Annotated in this window: 15 protein-coding genes and 3 pseudogenes; 10 read left to right on the top strand and 8 right to left on the bottom strand. The window is 73.2% G+C overall.

Going from position 1 to position 22,960, the window contains the following annotated elements; translation table 11 throughout:
• Positions 1-41 precede the first annotated feature (41 nt).
• On the bottom strand, positions 42-2,231 hold the full coding sequence (gene katG / locus ACWG52_RS02745) for a catalase/peroxidase HPI (RefSeq protein ID WP_390165837.1): 2,190 nt from the start codon (positions 2,229-2,231) through the stop codon (positions 42-44).
• A 230-nt stretch (positions 2,232-2,461) separates the two neighbouring features.
• Between katG and ACWG52_RS02750 the strand changes: the two genes are divergently transcribed.
• Complete coding sequence (locus ACWG52_RS02750; protein ID WP_389801983.1) at positions 2,462-2,893, top strand: Fur family transcriptional regulator; 432 nt, start codon at positions 2,462-2,464, stop codon at positions 2,891-2,893.
• A gap of 6 nt (positions 2,894-2,899) precedes the next feature.
• Here ACWG52_RS02750 and ACWG52_RS02755 read toward each other — a convergent pair whose 3' ends face one another.
• Positions 2,900-3,916: an AraC family transcriptional regulator gene (locus tag ACWG52_RS02755; RefSeq protein WP_453127685.1), complete on the bottom strand. Its 1,017-nt coding sequence runs from the start codon at positions 3,914-3,916 to the stop codon at positions 2,900-2,902.
• Between the two features lie 191 nt (positions 3,917-4,107).
• Here ACWG52_RS02755 and ACWG52_RS02760 point away from each other — a divergent pair, with 191 nt between their 5' ends.
• Positions 4,108-4,893: a type 1 glutamine amidotransferase domain-containing protein gene (locus ACWG52_RS02760; RefSeq protein ID WP_389801978.1), complete on the top strand. Its 786-nt coding sequence runs from the start codon at positions 4,108-4,110 to the stop codon at positions 4,891-4,893.
• A gap of 177 nt (positions 4,894-5,070) precedes the next feature.
• On the opposite strand, the gene ACWG52_RS02765 is transcribed toward ACWG52_RS02760, so the two are convergent.
• Positions 5,071-5,577: a hypothetical protein gene (locus ACWG52_RS02765; protein ID WP_389801976.1), complete on the bottom strand. Its 507-nt coding sequence runs from the start codon at positions 5,575-5,577 to the stop codon at positions 5,071-5,073.
• 145 nt (positions 5,578-5,722) lie between these two features.
• Here ACWG52_RS02765 and ACWG52_RS02770 point away from each other — a divergent pair, with 145 nt between their 5' ends.
• The 5 genes from ACWG52_RS02770 to ACWG52_RS02790 all read left to right on the top strand — a co-directional run bounded on the left by ACWG52_RS02770 (position 5,723) and on the right by ACWG52_RS02790 (position 13,461).
• Positions 5,723-6,070 carry a S24/S26 family peptidase gene (locus ACWG52_RS02770; protein WP_389801974.1) on the top strand — a complete coding sequence of 116 codons (348 nt, stop codon included), beginning with the start codon at positions 5,723-5,725 and terminating at the stop codon, positions 6,068-6,070.
• Between the two features lie 21 nt (positions 6,071-6,091).
• Positions 6,092-6,757: a hypothetical protein gene (locus tag ACWG52_RS02775; RefSeq protein ID WP_390138507.1), complete on the top strand. Its 666-nt coding sequence runs from the start codon at positions 6,092-6,094 to the stop codon at positions 6,755-6,757.
• Positions 6,758-6,965: 208 nt separating this feature from the next.
• Positions 6,966-7,985: a GDSL-type esterase/lipase family protein gene (locus ACWG52_RS02780; RefSeq protein WP_453127687.1), complete on the top strand. Its 1,020-nt coding sequence runs from the start codon at positions 6,966-6,968 to the stop codon at positions 7,983-7,985.
• 174 nt (positions 7,986-8,159) lie between these two features.
• Positions 8,160-12,383, top strand: a complete 4,224-nt coding sequence (locus ACWG52_RS02785; protein WP_390165833.1) for a molybdopterin-dependent oxidoreductase — start codon at positions 8,160-8,162, stop codon at positions 12,381-12,383.
• Positions 12,384-12,576: 193 nt separating this feature from the next.
• A complete protein-coding gene (locus ACWG52_RS02790) occupies positions 12,577-13,461 on the top strand; it encodes a methyltransferase domain-containing protein (RefSeq protein ID WP_390138500.1) in 885 nt (294 codons plus the stop codon).
• A 161-nt stretch (positions 13,462-13,622) separates the two neighbouring features.
• Here the strand turns inward: ACWG52_RS02790 and ACWG52_RS02795 are convergent, their stop codons facing one another.
• A complete protein-coding gene (locus ACWG52_RS02795; RefSeq protein WP_389801958.1) occupies positions 13,623-14,894 on the bottom strand; it encodes a molybdopterin molybdotransferase MoeA in 1,272 nt (423 codons plus the stop codon).
• A gap of 116 nt (positions 14,895-15,010) precedes the next feature.
• Positions 15,011-15,210: pseudogene (locus ACWG52_RS02800) on the bottom strand (TOBE domain-containing protein); the annotation flags it as partial.
• Positions 15,211-15,624: 414 nt separating this feature from the next.
• On the opposite strand from ACWG52_RS02800, the pseudogene modA reads away from it, so the two are divergent.
• Positions 15,625-15,999: pseudogene (gene modA / locus ACWG52_RS02805) on the top strand (molybdate ABC transporter substrate-binding protein); the annotation flags it as partial.
• A gap of 47 nt (positions 16,000-16,046) precedes the next feature.
• Positions 16,047-16,553: pseudogene (locus ACWG52_RS02810) on the top strand (class I SAM-dependent methyltransferase); the annotation flags it as partial.
• Between the two features lie 18 nt (positions 16,554-16,571).
• On the opposite strand, the gene ACWG52_RS02815 reads toward ACWG52_RS02810, so the two are convergent.
• The gene (locus ACWG52_RS02815; protein WP_389801956.1) at positions 16,572-18,068 is read right to left on the bottom strand and encodes a DUF6056 family protein; all 1,497 of its coding nucleotides are present in this window, start codon (positions 18,066-18,068) and stop codon (positions 16,572-16,574) included.
• A 384-nt stretch (positions 18,069-18,452) separates the two neighbouring features.
• Here ACWG52_RS02815 and ACWG52_RS02820 point away from each other — a divergent pair, with 384 nt between their 5' ends.
• Positions 18,453-19,931 (top strand): glycoside hydrolase family 15 protein, encoded by a 1,479-nt coding sequence (locus tag ACWG52_RS02820; protein ID WP_389801953.1) that lies wholly within the window; start codon positions 18,453-18,455, stop codon positions 19,929-19,931.
• 36 nt (positions 19,932-19,967) lie between these two features.
• On the opposite strand, the gene ACWG52_RS02825 is transcribed toward ACWG52_RS02820, so the two are convergent.
• Together ACWG52_RS02825 and ACWG52_RS02830 are read right to left on the bottom strand one after the other, a co-directional pair.
• On the bottom strand, positions 19,968-20,465 hold the full coding sequence (locus ACWG52_RS02825; protein ID WP_389801950.1) for a hypothetical protein: 498 nt from the start codon (positions 20,463-20,465) through the stop codon (positions 19,968-19,970).
• A 120-nt stretch (positions 20,466-20,585) separates the two neighbouring features.
• A complete protein-coding gene (locus ACWG52_RS02830; RefSeq protein WP_389801947.1) occupies positions 20,586-22,727 on the bottom strand; it encodes a PIG-L family deacetylase in 2,142 nt (713 codons plus the stop codon).
• Between the last annotated feature and the right edge of the window lie 233 nt (positions 22,728-22,960).

The raw sequence follows: 22,960 nt of genomic DNA on the forward strand, positions 1-22,960 counted from the left end.
GGGCCCTGCCGAAAGGGCCCCGGCGGCGGTCCGAAGGAGACCTACGTGAGGTCGAACCGGTCGAGGTTCATCACCTTGTCCCAGGCGGAGACGAAGTCACGGACGAACTTCTCGCCCGCGTCCTGCGCCGCGTAGACCTCCGAGAGCGCCCGGAGCTGGGCGTGCGAACCGAAGACGAGGTCCACCGCGGTCGCCGTCCACCTGACCTGTCCCGTGGCGTGGTCCCGGCCCTCGAACACGTTCTCCGTCGACTCCGACGCCTTCCACCGCGTGCCCATGTCGAGCAGGTTCACGAAGAAGTCGTTGGTCAGCGCCTCGGGGCGGTCCGTGAACACGCCGTGCCGGGACTGCCGGAAGCCGGTGTTCATCGCCCGCATCCCGCCGATGAGCACCGTCATCTCGGGGGCGGTCAGGTTCAGCAGGGCGGCGCGGTCCAGCAGCAGCGTCTCCGGCGACAGCTTCTCGCCCGCCCGCAGATAGTTCCGGAAGCCGTCCGCCTTGGGTTCGAGAACGGCGAAGGACTCCACGTCCGTCTGCTCCTGCGAGGCGTCCGTGCGGCCCGGCGCGAACGGCACCTCGATGGCGTACCCGGCGTTCTTCGCTCCCTGTTCGACGGCCGCACAGCCGCCCAGCACGATCAGGTCGGCGAGCGAGACCTTCTTCCCGCCGCTCTGCGCGCCGTCGAAGTCCCGCTGGATCCCTTCGAGTGTCCGCACGACCTCGGCCACCTCGGGCAGGTCGTTGACCTCCCAGTCCTTCTGGGGGGCGAGCCGGATCCGGGCTCCGTTGGCCCCGCCCCGCTTGTCCGTGCCGCGGAAGCTCGACGCCGCCGCCCACGCCGCGGTGACGAGCTGCGGGAGGGACAGCCCCGAGGCGAGGATCGTGCGCTTGAGGGCGGCGATGTCCTCGGGACCGACCAGTTCGTGATCGACCGCGGGTACGGGGTCCTGCCACAGCTGGGGTTCGGGCACCCACGGGCCGAGGTAGCGCGAGATCGGGCCCATGTCGCGGTGCAGCAGCTTGTACCAAGCCTTGGCGAAGGCCTCGGCGAGCTTGTCCGGGTTCTCGTGGAAGCTCTTCGCGATCGGTGCGTAGACCGGGTCCATCCGCAGCGCGAGGTCCGTCGTCAGCATCATCGGGGCGTGCTTCTTCGACGGGTCATGGGCGTCCGGCACCGTGCCCTGGGCCGCGGGGTCCTTGGGGGTCCACTGCTGCGCGCCGGCCGGGCTCGTGGTCAGCTCCCACTCGTACGCGAACAGGTTGTCCAGGTAGCCGTTGTCCCACTTCGTCGGCCGGGTGGTCCACGCGCCCTCCAGACCGCTGGTGAGCGAGTCGACGCCACTGCCGCTGCCGTAGGTGTTCTTCCAGCCGAGGCCCTGCTGCTCGATCGGGCAGCCTTCCGGCTCGGGTCCGATGTAGTCGGCGCCGACCGCCCCGTGGCACTTGCCGAAGGTGTGGCCGCCGATGATGAGGGCGGCCGTCTCCTCGTCGTTCATGGCCATGCGCGCGAACGTCTCACGGATGTCGCGGGCGGCGGCGAGCGGGTTCGGGTCCCCGTTGGGGCCTTCCGGGTTCACATAGATGAGCCCCATCTGCACGGCGCCGAACGGGCCGGAGAGTTCCCGGTCGCCGCTGTAGCGCTCGTCCCCGAGCCAGGTGTCCTCGGGGCCCCAGAAAACCTCCTCGGGTTCCCAGATGTCCTCGCGCCCGAAAGCGAATCCGAACGTCTTGAAGCCCATGGATTCCAGCGCGCAGTTACCGGCGAACACCAAAAGGTCGGCCCATGAGATCTTCCGACCGTATTTCTGCTTGACCGGCCAGAGCAGCCGGCGGGCCTTGTCGAGGCTCGCGTTGTCCGGCCAACTGTTGAGCGGGGCGAACCGCTGGGCGCCGGCACCGCCGCCGCCCCGGCCGTCGGCGATACGGTACGTTCCCGCGGAATGCCAGCTCATCCGGATGAAGAGCGGTCCGTAGTGGCCGTAGTCCGCGGGCCACCAGTCCTGCGAGGCCGTCATCACCTCGAAGACGTCCCGCTTCAGGGCGTCGAGGTCCAGGGTCGCGAACTCCGCCGCGTAGTCGAAATCGTCGCCCATGGGATCGGCCAGGGGCGAATTCTGGTGCAGAACCTGAAGGTCCAGCTGGTTCGGCCACCAGTCACGATTCGACCTGGGTCGGGTCGGCGCGGGGGTCGGGGCAGGAATTACCGGGTTCTCGCTGTCGCTGCCGGACACGTCCGTCCTTCTTCCTGTGTCGATGTTTCCATCTGCTGGCTGCTTGCGTCGGCGCGTCCGTATGGTCGCGCACCGAAGGGCTTGCCGCGGAGAGAACACGCAGGACGTGGGCGGGTGGAAAACACTCGGAATGCGAACCGAGGTCCCGGCGCGGCGGATCGGCTTCCTGCCGGGCCGGTTCGATATCGCTAACGTTCTGTCGTCCCGCCGAACCGAAAAGGTGAACCGATATGAGCGACCTGTTGGAACGGCTTCGGGGGCGCGGCTGGCGAATGACGTCCCAGCGGCGCGTCGTGGCGGAGGTGCTCGACGGCGATCACGTGCACCTGACGGCCGACGAGGTGCACGCCCGCGCGGCGCTGCTGCTGCCCGAGATCGCCCGGGCGACGGTCTACAACACCCTGGGCGAGCTGGTCGCGATCGGTGAGGTGGCGGAGGTCTCCGTACAGGGCCGGGTCAAGCGCTTCGACCCCAACGTGCGCCATCCGCACCAGCACTTGGTGTGCACGGGCTGCGGCACCATCCGCGACGTCCACGCGACCGGGCTGCCGGCCGACCTGCCGCCCGAGGAGCGGTTCGGCTTCACCGTGTCCGCGGTCGAGGTCACCTACCGCGGGCTGTGCCCCGCCTGCGCCGTCGGGGCGGGAGGCGCACGATCGTGACCGTGCTCATCGAGGGCCCGCGCTCCGTGCCCGGTACGCGCCGGGGGTGACGCCCTCCCATCGGGTGAACGCGCGGACCAGGGCCGTCGCCCCGCTCAGGCCGACGAGCGGGGCGATCCGGTCGAGCGGCAGGTCCGTGGTCTCCAGCAGCCGGCGGGCCCTGCGGTGCCGGGCCGCGTCGAGGAGGGCCCGCCACGAGGTGCCCTCCTCCTGGAGGGCCCGGCGCAGGGTGCGGGGGCTGAGGTGGACACCCCGGCCGGCGTCGGCGGGCCCGGTGCCGTCCAGCGGCGCGTGGTCCAGCCACTGCCGGACCCGGTCGGCGAGCGTCACGGAGGTCGACAGCTCGCGCAGCAGCCGGTCGGCGTAGGCGCGGTGCAGGGCGCCGAGTTCCGGGTCGTACGGGGCTCGCGGCCGGTCGAGATCGCGGTTGGCGACGGTGAGCGCGTTCTCGGCGGCGCCGAAGGTCACCGGGCAGCCGAGGACCCGGGCGTACGGCTCGGCGGAGCCGGCACGGGCGTGCGTGAAGGACACCGCCAGCGGCGCCCAGTCGTCCCCGGCGATCCAGCGGGCGGCCCGCACCATGCCGGTGACGACGGCCTCCACCTGCTGGGGACGCATGGTGGCCGGGTCGACGGTCGGCCGGTACCGGATCCGGGTGCTCTCGCCGCCGCGTTCCAGGGAGACCGTGCCGGCCTGGCTGACCAGCGGGTGGTAGCGGACCGCCGCCTCGGCGGCCTCCGCCAGCGTCGCGCAGGTCAGCACCACGTGGCCGAGGACGTGGAGGCTGCCCGGCTTGATCCCGTCCCCGACGCGGAGCCCCGCGTGCGGATCCCCGTCCCCGGCCCCGATCACCACGTCCCAGAGGGCACGCACCTGCGTGAAGGGCAGCCGGTCCCCGGGCGGGGCCCAGACGCCGGCCCCGGCCCTGCCGTCGGCGCCGTCCCCCGTGGCGTTCAGGACGGCGCGCGCGTAGGACGCGGCGACGGTGGACGGCTCGAAGCCGGCCGGCTCGAAGCGGGGCATGGCGGTCAGTCAATGCCGGGGCGCGACCCGTCGTCAACCGGAGGCGGGGCCGGAGAGTCAACGAGGTGGCCGCCAGGGTCAATGACCGGGCCGGGCGACGCCCCTAGGGTCGGGCTGCCCGTTGCGGCAGGCGGTCGGCCGACACGCCGGCCCGCGGTCCGTTCGCCGCGTGCGCACCGAAGGAGCACCTTTTGATCGTCTTCCTGCTGCCCTCGTCCGGCTACGATCCGACCGAGGCGGCCGTGCCCTGGGCCGCGTTGCGGGACGCCGGGTACGACGTACGGTTCGCGACCCCGGACGGGCGGGTCGCGCTCGCCGACCGCCGGCTGACCGACATCGGCTTCTCCTGGCTCTCCCCGTGGCTGATGACCCGCCGTGCCGAGCTGGCCGCGTACCGGGAGCTGACCGAGGACCCTGCTTTCCGCGCCCCGCTGTCCTACACCGCGGTCGATCCGGCGCAGCTGACGGGGCTTTTCGTCCCCGGCGGGCATGCCCAGGGGGTGCGTACGCTCCTGGAGGACACGGCCGCGCAGCGGTTGTTCGCGCGGGTGTTCCTGTTGGGGCTGCCGGTGGGCGCGGTGTGCCACGGTGTGCTGCTGGCCGCCCGGGCGAAGGACCCCACGACCGGCCGGTCGGTGCTCCACGGGCGCAGGACCACGGCTTTGACCTCGCTGCTGGAGCTGACCGCCTGGAATCTGACCCGGCTGTGGCTGGGCGGCTACTACCGGACCTACCCGGCGACGGTCCAGGCCGAGGTCACGGCCGCCCTCGCGGACCCGGCCCAGTTCCTGGCCGGCCCGTCGCTGCCGGTCCGGGACACGGCGGCGCGCCCCGGCCGCGGTTTCACGGTGCGGGACGGCAACTACGTCTCGGCCCGCTGGCCGGGCGACTGCCACCGCCTCGCGGCGGACTACCTCGCGCTGGTCCGCTCGTACCGGGGCAGCCCCGCCCGGTCCACCACGGAGAGCGGCGCCTGACCCGCCCGCGGATCTCAGGGCTGTCCCGCAATCCCCGGCGGGCGCACGACGACAGCTACGGCACCTCGCCGCGTTGCCGGAACGCCCTGATACGCCCAGTATGAGGACGCCCCGCCGCCTTGCGATGCACCGCATCCGACGCCGTGCGCCGATCCACCGGGGATTACGGGACAGCCCTCAGGGCTGCGCCCAGGTGTGCAGCAGGGCTTCCCGTGCGCGGGGCTCGGGGGTGCCCTCCGCGGCGTGCTCCCGGCCCCATTCCTCAAGGATCTGCGGGTTCCTGCTTCCTCCCACGAATCCGTCGAGCAGGGCCTGGGAGAGCCGCGACTCCTCGGCGGTGTAGCCTCCGGCCGCGGCAGCGTGGACGGTCACCTCGTCGGTGCCCTCCGCCGACTCCAGCCGAAGCCTCATCTCGGGCGGCCCCTCGCCCAGGTTCTCCGCTCCGATCGCGGCCGAGACCATGGACCCGAGGATCTTCGCCGCGCGGCCCACCGGGTTGTGCTTGGGCGCGTCCTCGACCACCGCGGACCGCAGCTCCGACCACGTCCACGTCCGGGGGCTGTCCGGGTCGGTGGCTTCCACGCCCTCGCCGGTCAGGCGCACGCCGATGCCGAGGGTGTTCGGCGGGGAGCCCACGTACACCGCGTCCGAGGTGACCCAGAACAGTCCGACCATGGCTGCCACGCGCCGCTCCTCGCTCTCGCCCCTGGTACAACCCATCCATACCGCCCGCCGGGAACGGACGGCCGCCGACACACCGCATGCCCCGTGTGCCGGGCGCGGGCGTAATTCGATGGGATCCCCCGGCCCGGTCTGCGAGCATCCTCGGATGGGTGCACGGGACGCGGTGGCCGGCAGGGTCGCGGGCGGAGCCACCGTGGAGTTCCGGCCGACCGGCTCCTCGATGGTGCCGTTGATACGTAGTCGTCAGCTGGTGGTGGTCGCCCCGGTCGACCCGACGATGCTGAAGGTCGGGGACATCGTCCTGGCCCGTGTGGCCGGGACGGTGTACCTCCATCCGGTGTCGGCCGTGGACCCGGCGAGGAAGCGGGTGCAGATCAGCAACAACCGGGGGCGGGTGAACGGCTGGACCGGCCACGACCGGGTCTTCGGCATCTGCACGACGGTCGACGGGGTCCCCCGGGTGGGCGCCGCGGCCAAGACGCGTGCGGCCTGAGGGCGCGTGGTGGAGCACCGCATGAAGCTTTCGGTCACCATCCATCGGGCGCGGCTCGGCCCGGTGGAGTTCAAGGTCATCCGACCGGCCCGACCGCCGGTCCGCGCCGCACTCGTCGACCGTGACCGCTACCTGAACGCCTTCCTCGACCAGGATGCCGCGCGGCTGATCGGCGGCCTGTGGACGGTCGCCGCCGCGTCACCGCGCTCGCTGGTCCACGTGCCGATGCGCGGGAACCACGCTCCCGCGCACGGGTGGCCGGAAGCGGGAACACGGCAGCTCGATCTCGTGCTGCTGCACCACTCGCTCCAGTTCGCGCCCGCGCGCTGGAAGGAACTCCGTGCCCGGCTGGGCCCGGGGCGGCCGGGGACGGTGACCGTGCCGGTGCCGGCCCGGTCGCCGGCCGGTGGATCCCCGGCCGACGACGAGGCACGGCACCACCGGGAGAACCGGGATCTGTTCCACCAGCACCTCCACGCCGAGACCCTGTTCATGACCGGCAGCGCCAAGGTGTTCCGGGCCACCGCCGACCACTTCCTCGATGTCGCCCGGCACGGTCCCGGACACGCGGCCGCCCATCCGCGCAACCCGCACTTCTGCACGCGGTTCCACGCCGACGCCGGAATCCTCGGTGACGCGCGCGAGATCCACATCGAGTACTGCGAGCGATGGGGCCCCGGCGGGTGACCCCCGCGACCTGTGTTTCCTCGCGCACGCGGCCGCGCACGTACCCCTCGTACGGGCGGAGTTGATCCACCGGTTCGCGGACATCGCCGACGGGCGCGGCCTGGAGTGCGCGGGGCGCGGGGACGAGGACGCGGCCGCCCTCGGCCGCCGGCGGTCGGCCGTTAGGGTGAAACCTGACCCTCCGTGAAGAAAGGCCCTGCGGCTCACTGTGACCGAATCACGCACGCACACCTTGTTCTCCTTCGGCACGCTGAGGGACGACCGGGTCCAGACCGCTCTCTTCGGTAGAGCCGTCCCCACCTCCCCGGCAGCGCTGGCCGGGTACACCACGCGGCCCCTGAAGATCACCGATCCGGCCGTGATCGCCGCCAGCGGGCTCGACGTGCACCTGATCCTGGAACGCAGGCTCGGCGCCTCGGTCGAGGGCGCCGTCCTGCACCTCACGGACCAGGAACTCGCCGCGGCCGACGCCTACGAGGTCGACGACTACACCCGCCGGCGGGTGGTCCTGTCCTCCGGGGCGACCACCTGGGCCTACCTGGACGCCAAGCCGCTGCGCCCGGCCGAGCGCATCGTCGTCGTGGGCGACAGCATCGCCTACGGGCGCTGCGACCCTCGGGGCGGCTGGGCGGGCCATCTGGCGGCCGCCCACATCGCCGGGAACGAGGCCGAGCGCCGGCTCTTCAACCTGGCGGTCCCCGGCAGCACCCTCGCCGACGTCGGCGAGCAGACGCCGGCCCTGCTCACGGCCCGCCGGCCCGACACCCTCCTGGTCGCCGCCGGCATCAACGACTCGGCCGTGCCGGCCGCCGGTACGACGGCGCGGGCCGACGCGGACCTCGCCGTCCACTCCGGCTCCGGCTCCGTCTCCGGCTCCGACTCCGACTCCGACTCCGACTCCGACGGGACCGACGATTTCGCGCGGCTCACCGGCAGCCTCGACACGCTGGCCGCGACCGCTCTCGGCCACAACGCCCGGCTCGTCGTCGCCGGGCCGTCCTGGCTCGACGAGGACCGCACCCGCGACTACGAGGGCCTGCGCTTCACCCGGGCCCGCGCTCTGGCCCTGCGCGCCTTCCTCCGGGCCTGGTGCGAGGCGAACCACATCGACTTCCTCGATCTGTGGGAGCCGCTGCGGGAGCGGACGGAACTGCTCGTCGACGGCCTGCACCCCAGCGCCGAAGGGCACCGGGCGCTCTACGAGCACCTCGACGCACTCGGCCGCTGACCACCTCACCGCCCTTGGTGATCTTGACGAAGCCGCTTGTAACCCCCGGGGGGCACCGCCCGTCACCTGCGCGCAACAGGGACTTCCTACGTTGGACCGCAACGGGACCGACCCGCACACGGCCGCGGCGGCCCGCGGCGGTACGGGGAGGCCGACGGCGCGAGGAGGTCTGCTGTGGCGGAGACGGGGGCGGAGGCGAAGGCCTCGACCGGGCAGCGGGTGCGTACGGTCTGCTCGTACTGCGGTGTCGGCTGCGGGATCGTCCTGGACATCACCACCGGCGGCGACGGTCGCCGTACGGTGGCCAAGGTCGCCGGTGACAAGCGGCACCCGGCGAACGCGGGGCGCCTGTGCACCAAGGGCGCCACACACGCCGACATGCTGGCCGCGCCCGGCCGGCTCACCACCGCGCTGGTCCGCGCCGAGCGGGGCGCCGGGCCCACGCCCGCCCCGGTGGACGCGGCCGTCACCGAGGCGGCCCTGCGCCTGAGGGAGATCCTCGACGCGCACGGCCCCGACGCGCTGGCGCTCTACGTCTCCGGCCAGATGTCCCTGGAGGCCCAGTACCTGGCGAACAAGCTGGCCAAGGGCTTCCTGCGGACGAACCAGATCGAATCCAATTCCCGGCTGTGCATGGCGAGCGCCGGCACCGGCTACAAGCTCTCGCTCGGTGCCGACGGGCCGCCCGGCTCGTACGAGGACTTCGAGCGGGCCGACACCTTCTTCGTCATCGGCGCCAACATGGCCGACTGCCACCCCATCCTCTTCCTGCGGATGATGGACCGGGTCAAGGCCTCCGGCGCCAAACTCATCGTCGTCGATCCCCGGCGCAACGCCACCGCCGACAAGGCCGATCTGTTCCTGCAGATCCGGCCGGGCACCGACCTGGCCCTCCTCAACGGCCTGCTGCACCTCCTGGTCGAAGGCGGCTGGACCGACCCCGCCTTCATCGCGGAGCACACCGAGGGCTGGCAGGACATGCCCGCCTTCCTGGAGGACTACGCGCCCGACCGGGTGGCCCGCATCACCGGCATCCCGGAGGCCGACATCCGGCTGGCCGCCCGCTGGATCGGCGAGGCGGGCGAGTGGACGAGCTGCTGGACCATGGGCCTCAACCAGTCCACCCACGGCACCTGGAACACGAACGCCCTGGTCAACCTGCACCTCGCCACCGGCGCGATCTGCCGCCCGGGCAGCGGCCCCTTCTCCCTCACCGGGCAGCCCAACGCGATGGGCGGCCGGGAGATGGGGTACATGGGGCCGGGACTGCCCGGCCAGCGTTCGGTCCTGGTGGAGGAGGACCGCCGCTTCGTCGAGGAACTGTGGGGCGTGCCGGCGGGCAGCCTGCGCACCGACGTCGGCCGCGGCACCGTCGAGATGTTCGAGAAGATGGCCGCCGGTGAGATCAAGGCGTGCTGGATCATCTGCACCAACCCGGTCGCCTCCGTCGCCAACCGCAGCACCGTGATCAAAGCCCTGGAGACCGCCGAACTCGTCATCACACAGGACGTGTTCGTGGAGACCGAGACCAATGCCTACGCCGACATCGCGCTCCCCGCGACGCTGTGGGCCGAATCGGACGGCGTGATGATCAACTCGGAGCGGAACCTCACCCTGGTGCGGGGGGCCGCCGACCCGCCCGGTGAGGCCCTGCCCGACTGGCAGTTGATCGCCCGGGTCGCCTGCGCGATGGGCTTCGCCGACGCGTTCACGTACACGTGCGCCGAGGAGGTCTTCGAGGAACTCCGGCAGGCCTGGAACCCGAAGACCGGCTGGGACCTGCGCGGGGTCACGTACGAGCGGCTGCGCTCGGGCCCGGTGCAGTGGCCGGCCGCCCCGGGCGGGCCGGACCGCAACCCGGTCCGCTACCTCAACGACGGGGTCAGCCGGATCCTGGTCGAGCGCCCGGACGGCGATCGCCCCCGGCTCGTCTTCCCGACGGCGACGGGACGCGCCGTCTTCTTCGCCCGCCCGCACCTGCCGGACGGTGAACTGCCGGACGACGACTATCCGTTCGTGCTCAACACCGGCCGTCTGCAGCACCAGTGGCACACCCTGACCAAGACCGGAAAGGTCGGGAAACTCAACAAGCTCAACCCCGGGCCGTTCGTGGAGATCCACCCGCAGGACGCGGCCGCGCTCGGCATCGCGGAGGGGGACGGGGTGGAGGTGGCCTCCCGGCGGGGGCGGGCCGTGCTACCGGCCGTCGTCACCGACCGGGTTCGGCCCGGGAGCTGCTTCGCCCCCTTCCACTGGAACGACCTGTTCGGCGAGTACCTCAGCGTCAACGCCGTCACCGACGACGCCGTCGACCCGATCTCCTTCCAGCCCGGATTCAAGATGTGCGCGGTGACGTTGACCAAGACCCGGGCCCCGCTCCCCGCGGTGGCCGGGGCCACCACGGGGAGCACCGACGGCGCCGGCGACGCGACCACCGGCCCGTCCTCACCGGGCGCCGGTACCGTCACGGCCACCGCCACGCCGGCCCGTCCGGCACCGGCCCCCGCGACGGCCGCCCTCGCCTCCCTGTTCGGGGTGGACGACCACACCCCGCCGGCCCTCTCCGACCCGGAGCGCCGCTACCTCGCCGGATTCCTGGCCGGGCTCGCCACCTCCCCACCCGGCACGGGCGTCCCCTCGCTTCCCGCCGGGGCCCCCTTCGAGGCCGGGCACGCGCTCTGGGTCGACGGTGTTCTCGCCGGTACGTACTCACGCACGGCCGCCGCCCTGACACCGGCTCCCCCGGCCGCGCCGGCCGCCGCTCCCGCCGCCCCGGACCGGCCGACCCCGCAGACCCGGCAGACCGTGATCCTGTGGGCCTCGCAGACGGGCAACGCCGAGGAGCTCGCGGCCACCGTAGGAGCGGCTCTGACCGGGAGCGGCGCGCCGGTCAGCGTGCACAGCATGGCGGACCGCCCCGCCGCCGCCCTGACACCCGGCACCGATCTGCTGATCGTCACCAGCACCTTCGGCGACGGCGACGCACCGGACAACGGAACCGCCTTCTGGGAGTCCCTCAGCGCCGCGGACGCGTCCCGACTCCAGGACGTCCGGTACGCGGTGCTCGCCCTCGGCGACTCCACCTACGACGCCTTCTGCGGCCACGGTCGGCGGCTCGACCAGCGGCTCGAAGAGCTCGGCGGCCGACGTCTGCTGCCCCGTGCGGACTGCGAGCCCGACTACGAGGAGCCCGCGCGGCGGTGGCTGGAGCAGGTGCGCGAGGCGCTCGCGGCCGCCCCGGCCCCGGCCCCGGTGCGCGCCGAACGGGCCCGGCCGACGGCGGACCGCGGCTCCCCCTACACCGCGCGGCTCTCCGGCAACCGGCTGCTCAGCCTGCCCGGAGCCACCAAGGAGGTCCGCCGCTTCACCTTCGACCTGGGCGAGGACGGCCCGGCGTACGAGGCCGGCGACGCGCTCGGGGTGCAGCCGGTGAACTGCCCCGACCTGGTGGCGCAATGGCTGGCCGTCACGGGCCTCGCCCCGGACGCGGAGGTGGCCGTACCCGGCCGCGACCCCATGCCGTTCGCCGAGGCGCTCCACCGACACCTGGACATCACCCGGCTCACGCCCGACCTGCTGCGCTTCATCACCGAGCACACCGGCGACCGTACGCTCAAGCGGCTGACCCGACCCGACAACAAGGACGGCCTGGCCCGGTGGACCTGGGGGCGTCAACCCGTGGACGTCCTGGCCGAGTTCCCGGTCCGGATCGGTGCCCAGGAGTGGACCGAGCGGCTGCGGCGCCTCGGGCCGCGCCTCTACTCGATCTCCTCCAGCCCGCTCGTCGACCCGCGCGAGGTCAGCCTGACCGTCTCGGTCCTGCGCTACGAGGGGCCGGGCGGCCACTACCGCAAGGGTGTCGCCTCCACCTTCCTCGCGGACGCCGAACCGGGCACGCCCGTACCGCTGTTCGTGCAGAGATCGGCGCACTTCCGCCCGCCCGCGGACCCGGACACTCCGGCGATCATGGTCGGGCCGGGGACGGGCGTGGCACCGTTCATGGCCTTCCTCGAACACCGCCGGGCGCTCGGGCACCCGGGCCGGAACTGGCTGTTCTTCGGGGAGCAGCGCCGCGCCACCGACTTCTACCACCGTGAGGAGCTGGAGGAGCTCCACCGGCACGGCACGCTCGACCGACTCGACCTGGCGTTCTCCCGCGACCAGCGGACCAAGGTCTACGTACAGGACCGGATGCGCGAGCACGGTGCCCAGTTGTGGTCGTGGCTGCAGGACGGCGCCCACTTCTACGTGTGCGGCGATGCGAGCCGGATGGCCAAGGACGTGGACCGGGCGCTGCGCGACGTCGCCATGACGCACGGCGGACTCGACGCGGACGAGGCCGCCGCGTACCTCAAGCAGCTGTCCGCCGCCAGGCGGTACGGTCGCGACGTGTACTGAGCGCACCTCAGGCCGGGTCGAGCCCCTCACGAGGACTTCTCTCCCTCCTCTTCTCCTTGTCGACACCTCCGATACGGCCTGCTCAGACGCAGTGCACTTTGGGGCTCCTGACAAGCATCTGCCAGATCATTGTCGAATTTTGACCGCAGATGCAGGATGACTTCGGAAGCTTGCAAGCCGAGGAGGTCATCTGATGGGCGAGGGAGACCGCGGCAGCGCCGTCCGCGGCCGGCTGCGGGGCATCGAGGTGTTCGCGGGGCCCCTTGCGGAGTTCGATCCGGAGCGGGCTCCGGCCGATCCCGTGCCGCTCCTCCTCTCCTGGCTGTCGGACGCCGTGGCGGACGGTGTGCGCGACCACCGGCGGGCGGGCACCTCCCCCGTTCCTGCTCACAAGGCGAGGCAACACCGGATGACCACACCCACACGGACCCCGTACGGCGGCGGAGCGATCGGCTCCCTCCGCGCCGGCCACTCTCCCCACCGCCGCCCGGACGAGCGCATCGCCCGGCTCGTCGCCGAGGCCCTCGACGACGCCCGGACCGTCCTCGACGTCGGCGCCGTCGCCGCCGATCTACCCTTCGGTGACGGCGAGTTCGACGCGTCGATGACCCTGTTCGGCGTCCACCGGTGGTCCGACGTACCGGCGGGGCTGCGCGAGATGCGGCGCGTGACCCGGGGGCCGGTGGTCATCCTGACCTGCGACCCGGCCGTGGTGAGGGACTTCTGGCTGTACCGGTACGCGCCCGAGGTCCTCGACATCGAGGCCCTGCGCCACCCGACCGTCGAGGAACTGGCCTCCGCCCTCGGCGGCTCCGGCACGGTCCGGACCGTGCCGATCCCCCTGGACTGCACGGGCGGGTTCGACGAGGCCTACTACGGCCGCCCGGAGACCCTGCTCGACCCGGCCGCCCGTCAGGCGGGTTCGGCCTGGAGCTTCGTGGACGACCGGGTCCGCGAGCACTTCGACACCACCCTTCGCGCGGACCTGGAGTCCGGGGCCTGGGACGAGGAATTCGGCCACCTGCGCAGTCGGCCGACCTACGAGGGATCGCTCGTGATCGTGCGCGCGGCCCCGTAGGAAGCAGCGGAAGAAGAGGAAAGAACGTGATGTCAGTACCCGACCGGATGGACGAACGACTGCGCGCCCTGGGGCTGGTGGAGACTCAGCGCATGGCCGAGGCCCTCTTCGCCGCGACCGCGGCCCGCGGTCGGCCGCCCGGGCACGTGCTCGGCCGGTCGTCAGCCGGCCGTCAGGAGCAGGGGCGCCGCGCTGCCGTCGGTCCAGTCAGGGGGGATCGCGGCGAGCGCGTCGCCCACGGCGGCCCCTTGGAGGAAGGCGGCGCGGTGCCCGTCGGCGATCCGGGCCCGCGCACCGTCCCAGGTGACGGGGACCAGCCGGGTCGTTCCGGGGGCGGGCCGCGCCCGCCCGTGCACCGGAACGTGCGGCAGGGGATCGAGGGCGCGTCCGGACAGGCCGGCGATCAGGGGGCCGAGCAGGGTGCGGGCGGCGACCAGGGCGGCGTACGGGTTGCCGGGCAGTCCCACCACCCAACGGTCCGGGGCCTGTTCGGCGAGCAGCATCGGGTGTCCGGGCCGACAGGCGACGGTGTCGACGACCATCCGGGCCCCGGCGTCGGCGAGCAGCCGGCGCAGCTGGTCGGTGGCCCCGACCGAGGTGGAGCCGGTGACCACGACGACATCGGCGTCCCGCACCGCCCGCACGGCCGCGGACAGCCGTCCGGGCCGGTCGGGTACGTACCCCAGCTCCGTTGTCCCACCGCCCAGTTCGGCGATCAGGGCCGGGAGCAGCGGCCCGAGGGCATCGCGCACCCGGCCGGGGCCGGGAACTCCCGCGTGGTCCAACTCGTCCCCGGTGACCAGTACGCCCACCCGGGGGCGCGGCCGCACCGGTAGGGTGTCGTGGCCGCAGGAGGCTGCGAGGCCGAGCAGCGCGGGACCGATCCTGGTGCCCGCCGGAGCGAGCCGGCGGCCCGCGGGGGCGTCCTCGCCGGTGCGCCGGATGTGCCGGCCCGGCGGCGGCACGGGACCTGACACCCGGCCGTCGTCCATGGTGACCGCCGACTCCAGCGGCAGGACGGCGTGGGCCCCGGCCGGCACCAAGGCCCCGGTGGAGATCTCCACGCACTCCGCCGTGCCGAGTACGCCCGCCCAGGGCGCGCCGGCGCGGACGGCGGCCCGTATCCGCCAGGGGCCGGTGCCGCAGACGGCGTAGCCGTCCATCGCGGCCGTGTCGAAGCCCGGGAGCGGCCGCAGGGTGGGCAGGTCGTCGGCCAGGGTGAGGCCGCCGGCATCGCGCAGGGGCACCGTACGCGCGGGCAGCGGGCACGGTGCGCCGTGGGCCAGGACCCGGGCCCGCGCCCAGGACACCACCGGGTGCCGTGCCGGGCCCCGGGGCGCGGTGGCGGGGGCCGAGGCGGCGTGGGGCGCGAGGCCGGTCGCAGGTGCGAGTGCGGCTGCGGTCGCGGTCGCGGGTGCGGTCGTCGGAGGCATGAACACGACTGTCGGCCCGCGGCGTTACCGGGTCCCGGCGGGAGGATTGCGGTCGCGCTCCGATCCACTCACCTCGCGCGTCCCGCGGCTGTGAACCTCCTGGGTGATCAGGCGGCGGCGAGGGAGATCTCGGTCGACTTGATCAGGGCGACGACGGAGGTGCCGGAGGCCAGGCCGAGGGCCTCGACGGCGTCGGTGGTGATGGCGGCGGTGATGTCCTGACCGCCGACCAGACGCACCTTCACCGAGGCATGGCCTCCCCGGCCGTGACAGCGGTGACGGTGCCGGCGATCTGGTTACGGATGGACAGACTCATGGAAAACACGCCTCACATGGTCGGAAACGAAACCGCAGACACTTCTGTGACCCGCGTCGTGGCCGAAGGTGCCCGATGAATCTTGAGGCCCGGAGCGCCCCCATCGCATTCGCCAACCGAATGGACGCAACCGCCTGGCGTATTCCGGAAAGGCCCGAAGTCCCTTCTTTCTCCGGGCCCTTCACTCGCCTGAACAGGGACTCTTGACCCGGTTGGCCGAATCGCCACCTCGTCGACCCGGATACACGAATTGCAGATGCGGGCCTGCCGATGCTCGATTGACAGCAAATGCAGCACCGTTCCCGTATCCCACGCCGTGTGTGCACGGAATACGGACAACCGGACTGGAGAACACATCCCGCCATGCGCTTCCTTCAGTACGTCCGACAGCGCCGGGCGGCCGCCGCGCCGACCGTCTCCGCGTCGAGCTCCGTACCGGCCGCGAACCTGACGGTGCTCGCCGCCGCCTCCCTCACCGACGTGTTCAAGACCCTCGGCACGCAGTACGCGAAGGAACACCCCGGCACGCAGGTCACGTTCTCCTTCGCCGGATCGCAGGAGCTGGCCGCGCAGGTCAGGCAGGGGGCTCCGGCCGATGCCCTGGTCACCGCGGACACCAGGACGATGGACGGCCTCAAGGCGGAGACCGGAGCGCCGACCGTGATCGCGATGAACGAGCTCGTGATCGCCACCGCGCCGGGCAACCCGCACAAGATCGACTCCTTGAAGGACCTGTCCGACCCGAACCTGAAGGTCGTACTGGAACCCGGGCCTTCTTCACCCGGCGGGCCGATGCCTGGGAGGAGCGGTTCGCCTACCAGGCCCCCGCCTACGAGGCCGCGGTCGCCCGGCTGCGGCTGGCACCCGGTCGGCGGGCGATGGACCTCGGCTGCGGCACCGGACGGGCCATGCCCGCGCTCCGGGCCCAGGTCGGGCCGGACGGCCATGTGCTCGGCGTCGACCTCACCCCGGCCATGCCGGCCGCCGCCGCCCGGCACGGCCGCACCGGCCACGGGCACCTCCTCGCCGCCGACTGCACCCGACTCCCGCTGGCCACCGCGTCCGTGGACGGCACCTTCTCGGCGGGGCTGCTCGACCACCTCCCGGACCCGGCCGCCGCCCTGCGCGAATGGGCCCGCGTCACCGCGGCCGACGGGGTCCTGCTGCTCTTCCACCCCTCGGGCCGCGCGGAACGCGCCGCCCGGCACGGCCGCCCCCTCGACCCCGACGACCTCCTCGCCGAGAGCAACCTGCGCCGCGCCCTTCGGACCACGGGCTGGCGCCTGGACGAGTACGAGGACGGCGCCGGTCACTTCCTGGCCCGTGCGGTGCCGCGCGGCTGAACCCGCGCGCCGGCCGGCTCACAGGCGGTGGATCCGCTCGATGCCGTACCAGCTGGAGACACACGCCGCGACCCAGTCCCGGCGGTAGTCGGACGTGAAGAAGGGCTCGGCCAGACTCCCGATGTACATCGGCTCGTACCCGAGGTCGGTGGCACCCCTGGCGGCCTCGGTCCGGATGCGGAAGTTCTGCGCGTCCCAGGCCACCGCGCGGGTGACCGTGGCGGTGGTGAGCTGCTTGACGCTCGGGACGAGTACGGCCAGCGAGGCCAGTGCCAGTCCGGCCGCGACCACGATGCCCACCGGCAGGGCCACGGCGACGCCCCGGCCCGCCAGGAACCGGCGGGCCCACACGCCCAGCAGGACCCCGTAGGCGCACAGCGCGAGTTCCATCGGTACGAGGTAGTTGGTCCAGGTCCGGGCGTACGTCCATCCGGTCGGTCCGTAGCCGCTCCGCAGCCCCACCACCACCGCGAACGATCCCAGCACCACCACGAGCACCGGCAGCAGCAGGAGGGCGACCAGCATCGGGCGCGGGACGGCCCGGCCCGACTCCCGCTTCCCGGGGGCGGGCACGCGCGCCGCGAGACCGGCCCCCAGGCCCAGCAGGAGGCCGACGGCGGTGGCTCCGAGGTAGGCCCACTGGCCGGTGACGGTGTCCCACATCCGCAGCCAGTCCTCGTAGGTGCCTCGGAGTTCGCCCGCGGAGAGCATGGACTCCTTGGCCGGCTGCTGGGCGCGGCGCCACCGGGCGCCGGGGGACGTGGTGAGCACGACCAGTCCGCAGACGACCCCGGAGCACCAGAGCAGGCACCAGGTGAACGGATGCCAGGTCCGCGCGAGCCCCAAGGGGGGCACGGCCAGCAGTCCCACGCAAGCCGCGAGAAGGCCGCTGACGAGGGAGAACGACTCGCTCAGGGTGCCGATCGCGAACCCGATCAGGAACGCCGCGGCGAACCCGCCCGCGCGGACGGGAGCCCGGGGCTGCCGGACGGTCCAGATGCCCAAGAGGAGCGCCCATACCCCGATGACGCTCGGGATGGTGTGGGAGATCGTGGCCGGGGCCCACAGCAGGACCTGATAGCTGCGGGTGCCGCCGAAGTAGATCAGGGCCTGGACGGCCAGGGCGGCGGCGAGCAGGAGCAACACCGGAGGTTTCACGCCGAGGCACCGCAGGAACTGGATCCCGAGGAGCACCAGGCCGACGGTGAGGACGACGGCGATGACGGTCGGCAGGACCTTCACCCCGGCGAGTCCGTCGCCGTAGATGATGCCGCTCAGGAAGGCGTTGGTGATCCGGCCGTTCTGGGTGGCGTAGAAGTCGTGCGTGATGCCGAGGACGCCCATGTCGCGGGACTTCCAGGCAGCGCACCAGTCGTCCGAGGTGGGGCGTACGTAGAGGCCGAGGAAGCAGCCGACGGCGATCAGGGCGCCGGCCGCCGCCACGAGGGAACCGCCCGCGACCGGCAGGAGCCTGCGGACGAACCGGCGATTCCCCTCGGTCGCAGCAGTGCTCATCCACCAGTCCTTCGTAGCGGGGCGCGGCCGGGCCGACGTGCGACGTATGTGCGACGGCTGAGGCGGCGGCCGATTCCGGTCCCACCAATCTGCACGGTCCGCCGTCCACCGGCATCCGAGAGGAGCGCCGCCGGTATCGGGACCGGAGCCCTCCGGCCGTGTGCCACGGGCGCGTTCGCCCCTGCCACGGCCGGCGCCCGGTTGCTCCGTCCGTTGCTCCGTCCGTTGCTCCGCGCGTCATCGCCCCGGTCGTTCCGTCCGCCGGTGCGTCCGCCGGTGCGTGTCACCCGGGCGGCGGGCATGTCGTGGCGGGCTCCGCACCACAGGCCCACGATGGGAGTTCCGGGGGGCCGCGCGCACGGAAGCCCGACAGAAGGAGTGGCGATGCCTGCTGCCCCGCTCGTCCGCTGGGCGGCCGTCACGGCGGCCCTCGCGAGCGTCGCCCTCCCGGTGTGCGTCGCGGGGAGCTCCGCCGGCCGGCCGGCGGACGAAGAGCGGCGAGCCTTCTTCGTCCGGCCCCTCGGACACCAGAGCCACGGCGATGAGGAGGGCCGCTACGCTCCGCTGTCGATGCTCGTCGCCCCCACCGTCGGGCTCCTGTCCAACACCACCGCCGCCGAGGGGGTCCCACCCACCCTCGCCGGGGGCGCACGGTACGTCGAGCGGAGCCACGTACTGCGGCTGCTGTCCGGCCGGTGGCGGTACCTCCCCGCCGGGCGGACGGCGTCGATCGTGGTGGCCCCGGAGGATCCGACGGCCCGGCTGCAGATCGCCGAGAGCCGTGCCTGGCTGGCCTCCGGTCGGGTGCCGGGCCGCTCGACGGCCCGGCGCGCGGCGGCCGAGCGGGCCCTGCTGGCCATGCGCGCCCTGCTACGGCCGAACGGCGCGTTGGCGGCCGGCTGGTCCCCGGGCTGGATGTACTCCTGGCCGCGCGACTCCAGCTTCGCCTCCGCCGCGTTCGCGCACACCGGCCACGACGCCGAGGCCTACCGGATCCTGCGCTACAGCGCGGCGACGCAGCGCGCGGACGGGACCTGGGAGGCGCGGACGGAACTCGACGGGTCCGGGCCGCCGGACAGCCGGCGGTGGCAGCTCGATGCCAACGGCTGGGTCCCCTGGGCCACCTGGCAGTGGTACCGGACTGCGCCGCCCGCCACCCGCCTCGCCCGACTGACCGCCCTCTATCCGATGATCCGCAAGGCGGCCGACCACGCGGCGGCCTCCCTCGGGGCGGACGGGCTGCCCCCGGCCTCTCCGGACTACTGGGAGGTGAATACGACCACCACGAACATCGGCACGGCAGCCCCCCTCCTCGCCGGGCTCAACGCCGCCGCGGACCTCGCCGGCGAGCTGGACCGTCCGCGGGACGCGACCCGCTGGTCCGGCGCCGCGGGGCGGCTCTCCGCCGGGATCTCGCGGAAGTTCGCCCCGCTCGGCTATCAGCGCACCGTCGACGGACAGCACGGCCGGGACAGCGCCGTGGCCTTCATGGCGCCCCCGTTCAACACGGCCCCTGCCGACCTGCCCCGGGCGCTGGACAGCACGTACCGGGCGCTGCTCCTGCCCAACGGGGGGCTCACCCCGGGGAACGATCCGACGGCGCCCTGGGGTGCGAACGCCTGGACCCCGAGCACCTCCTTCTTCGCGCTGGCATGGGCGGCGACGGGAAACGCGGCGAAGGCCGGGCCGGTCCTGGACTGGGTCCTCGCCAAGCGGAACCCGCTCGGTGAACTGCCCGAGAAGGTGGACCGGGCGGGCCGGCCCTCGTCGGTCGCCCCACTGGCCTGGACGGGCTCGATCGTCGTCCTCACCCTGGTGGCACTCGACGGTGGGGCACTCACCGCACCACCCCTGAGGCCGTAGTCGAGACACGGTCCCCCACCGTTGCCCCGGCGGCCGTCAGACCGGATCGGTTCCGTCACCGGGCGGCGGGGCGGTGCGCAGGCGCTCCAGTTCGGCCAGGAGGCTCTGGTACGCGCGCTTCTCGGCCGCCACCGCGCGGGCGAGGGGGAGGTGATGGGGATCCTGCCGCGACCGGGCCTCCCGCGCCGCGGCGGCGCGTAGCTCTCTCGCCCGATCGAGTGCGTTCATCGCGTCCACGGTTGCGACATCGAGCAGCTTGTGGTCCAGGACCTGGGCGAAGGCCCGCTCGGTCGGTGCCGTGAGCCTGTCGAGGTCCTGCGCGCAGCTCTCGGGGGTCTCCGTCCGGCCGCAGGCCTCGTCGAGATCGCGTGAGAGCGCCCGGAGGGTCGTGGCGAGTTCCGGGTACGCCCGGTCGGGCGCGGTGTCGTCGCCGCAGCCGGCGACCAGGGCCGTGCAGGCGGCGAGGGCGGCCACGGCGCGCATCGTCGCGGCCCCCGGGCCCATGCGTCGGCGCGAGATGAGAGGAGGGGTCATGGAAGCCCCGATCGCCCGTTGGTCCGAGTGCGGCCGCGCCGGCCGCGCGAGGTGGTCGGCTGCCATCCTCACCCGCCCCGGTCCGCGCTGCCACCCGGCGGACCGGGACCGCGGCGCAGGTCAGCGCGGGGGTTGTCCCCCGGCGACGGTCGAGCCCGGGCGGCCGGCCTGGGCGAGGGTCCAGGGCTGGACGGCGCGGTGCCAGGGGGCGGGGGTCCGGCTGCCGGGCGGCATGGCGCCTCCCGCGGGGGCCGTCGTGATCACGTGCAGATCGGCGTCGAGGCCGAGGGCCGCGGCGACGGCCGTACCGGCTCCTTCGGTCACACCGGCCGGGGCGCCCGTGTACAGCATCTGGGACTCCTGCCAGGGCTGCGGAGCGTCGGTGGCCACGACCCCGACGGTGCCGGCGCCCGCCCGGCCTGCGAGGAGGTCGCCCGCCATGCCCACGGCGCCGTAGCCGCCGAGGCCACCGGCCTCGGCGACCGGGGAGAACTCGGGCGCGGGCCCGGCCGCGCGGGCCAGGCTCGTGGCGACGGTGCCGATGCCGGGCCGGCGGAAGAACACACGGACGCCGTCGCCCTCGGGGCGCACCGAGAGCGCGCCCGTCGTCTGGGGCAGCCCGGTGGACACGGGGCCGCCGAAGGGGGCGTCCGGCGCCGGCTGGACCCAGGCCAGTACGGACCCGGCCGTGGCCGCGTACACGTGGCGGCGCCCCGAGGCGTCGGTGGCGGTGACCGGATCGCCCTGGAGGCCGGATCCGCCCAGGGCCTGCCAGGCCCCGAAGTCGCCGCCCGGCGTCTCCTGCGCGCGGGCGCGCAGCGTCCGCCGGGAGTCGCGGACGTACACCGTCATCCGGCCCTCGTCGTCGACGGCGACGGACGGGCCGCTGATCGCCGACGTGCCGGACAGGTCCACGGTGTCCGGGGTGCCCAGCGACCGCCACGGGCCGAACGCGCCGTCGACCGTGTTCTGGACGGCGTAGACGATCTCCCGACCGTACTCCTGGGGCGTCGCGCCCAGGGTGGTGCGGGTGGCGAACACACCGATCCGGCCGTCCCAGAGGCGGACGGCCGCGGCCCCGGAGTCGATGCCGTCGCCGGGCAGGAATTCGGGGCCCTGCCAGAGGGCCTGCGGGCCGCTGCGCGACCAGTACGCCATGCGGCCGTCCAACGCGGCGAAGGCCCACAGTCGCCCGGATACGCCCTCGGTCATCCAGGAGGTGCCGTCACCGCGGCTGTAGCGGATGGTCTGGCTCCAGCCGGCGCCGGTGGGTCGCGTGGCGGTCTTGCGGTCGCCGCAGCCGGCGGGGCTGCCGCACCAGTCCTGATGGTCGGTCCAGGCGTAGGTCTTGAGGTAGCCGAGCTTCTCCTCGGCCGTCCGCGGGTCGAGGGTCGGCGGCAGGGAGCTGTTCGGGTAGCTCACGTAGTTCTGGACCGAGAAGTGCGGTCGGTCGGTGGTCGTGGCGTAGCGCTCGACGGCGGCCTGCACGAAGCGGGCGCCGTAGATGTGGTCCTGGTGGTCGAGGAAGGCTCCGCCGCCGTCCGCCCGGCCGGGGGTCGGGTCCTGCGTCCGTATCGTCGTCGGCCGGTACGCCTCGAACACGCCCGCTATGGCCGCCACGGCCTGGTCCTTGGTGTACGAGAACCAGTCCTTGACCGGCGTCCCGGAGGTCAGCTGGGCGCCCAGGGCAGGGGTCCGGCCGTCCCACAGGCCTCGGAGGCTCTCGGGGTTGTCGCCGGAGATGCTGCGGGCCTCGCGCAGCTCCATCCACACGAGGTTGACCTCGGGACGGGCGACCAGGACGTCGACCTCGGCACTGCCGCCGCCGGCGGTGGGTACGGCCTTGCGCTGCCAGGCGCTGGCCCGGTCGCCGGTGGCCATCTGCGCGTAGGCGGCGCGTATGCCGTTCTGGCGGGCCTCGGCGTAGGCGGCCCGGTCGGCGGGGCCTGCGGCGTCCTGGAGGTGCGGGCTGTGGGCCTCGTTCCTGCCGTCGGACTCGCCGGAGGTCAGGTAGACGGTGGTGACCTTGATGCCGGTCGATATGGAACGGCTGAGGTCGGGGTTCATGAAGAAGAGGTCGTCGTCGGGGTGCGCGACGACCTGGAGGGCGGAGCCCTCGGTCACGCTCGCGGCGATCACCGCCGCGGGGGGTATGTGCGGATGCTCGGTTTCGTGTCCGTAGGCCCAGGCCGTCACGCCGGCGGTGCCGACGGAGAACGCGGCGAGCAGGGCCGCGAGTCGGGTGCGGCGGGCCAGGGACATGTACAGCGCCTTGAGGGTCGATCCGGTGCGGCGATCCGCCTGGGAGGTCGATCGGTGTCCCGATGGCTCCAGTGCTTCCGGAGACGACCGGGGCCGATTATGTCCCGCACGTTGGGGGCTGACACACCATCAAGTCACGTATGACCGCAAAGGGAGTTGTGAGAGAAACAACAAGATTTGTCCTATTTGCTGATATTTATGCGGTTGGCCCGGATAACAGGCCGGAACCGGCG

Source organism: Streptomyces sp. CLCI03 (genome assembly GCF_053615355.1).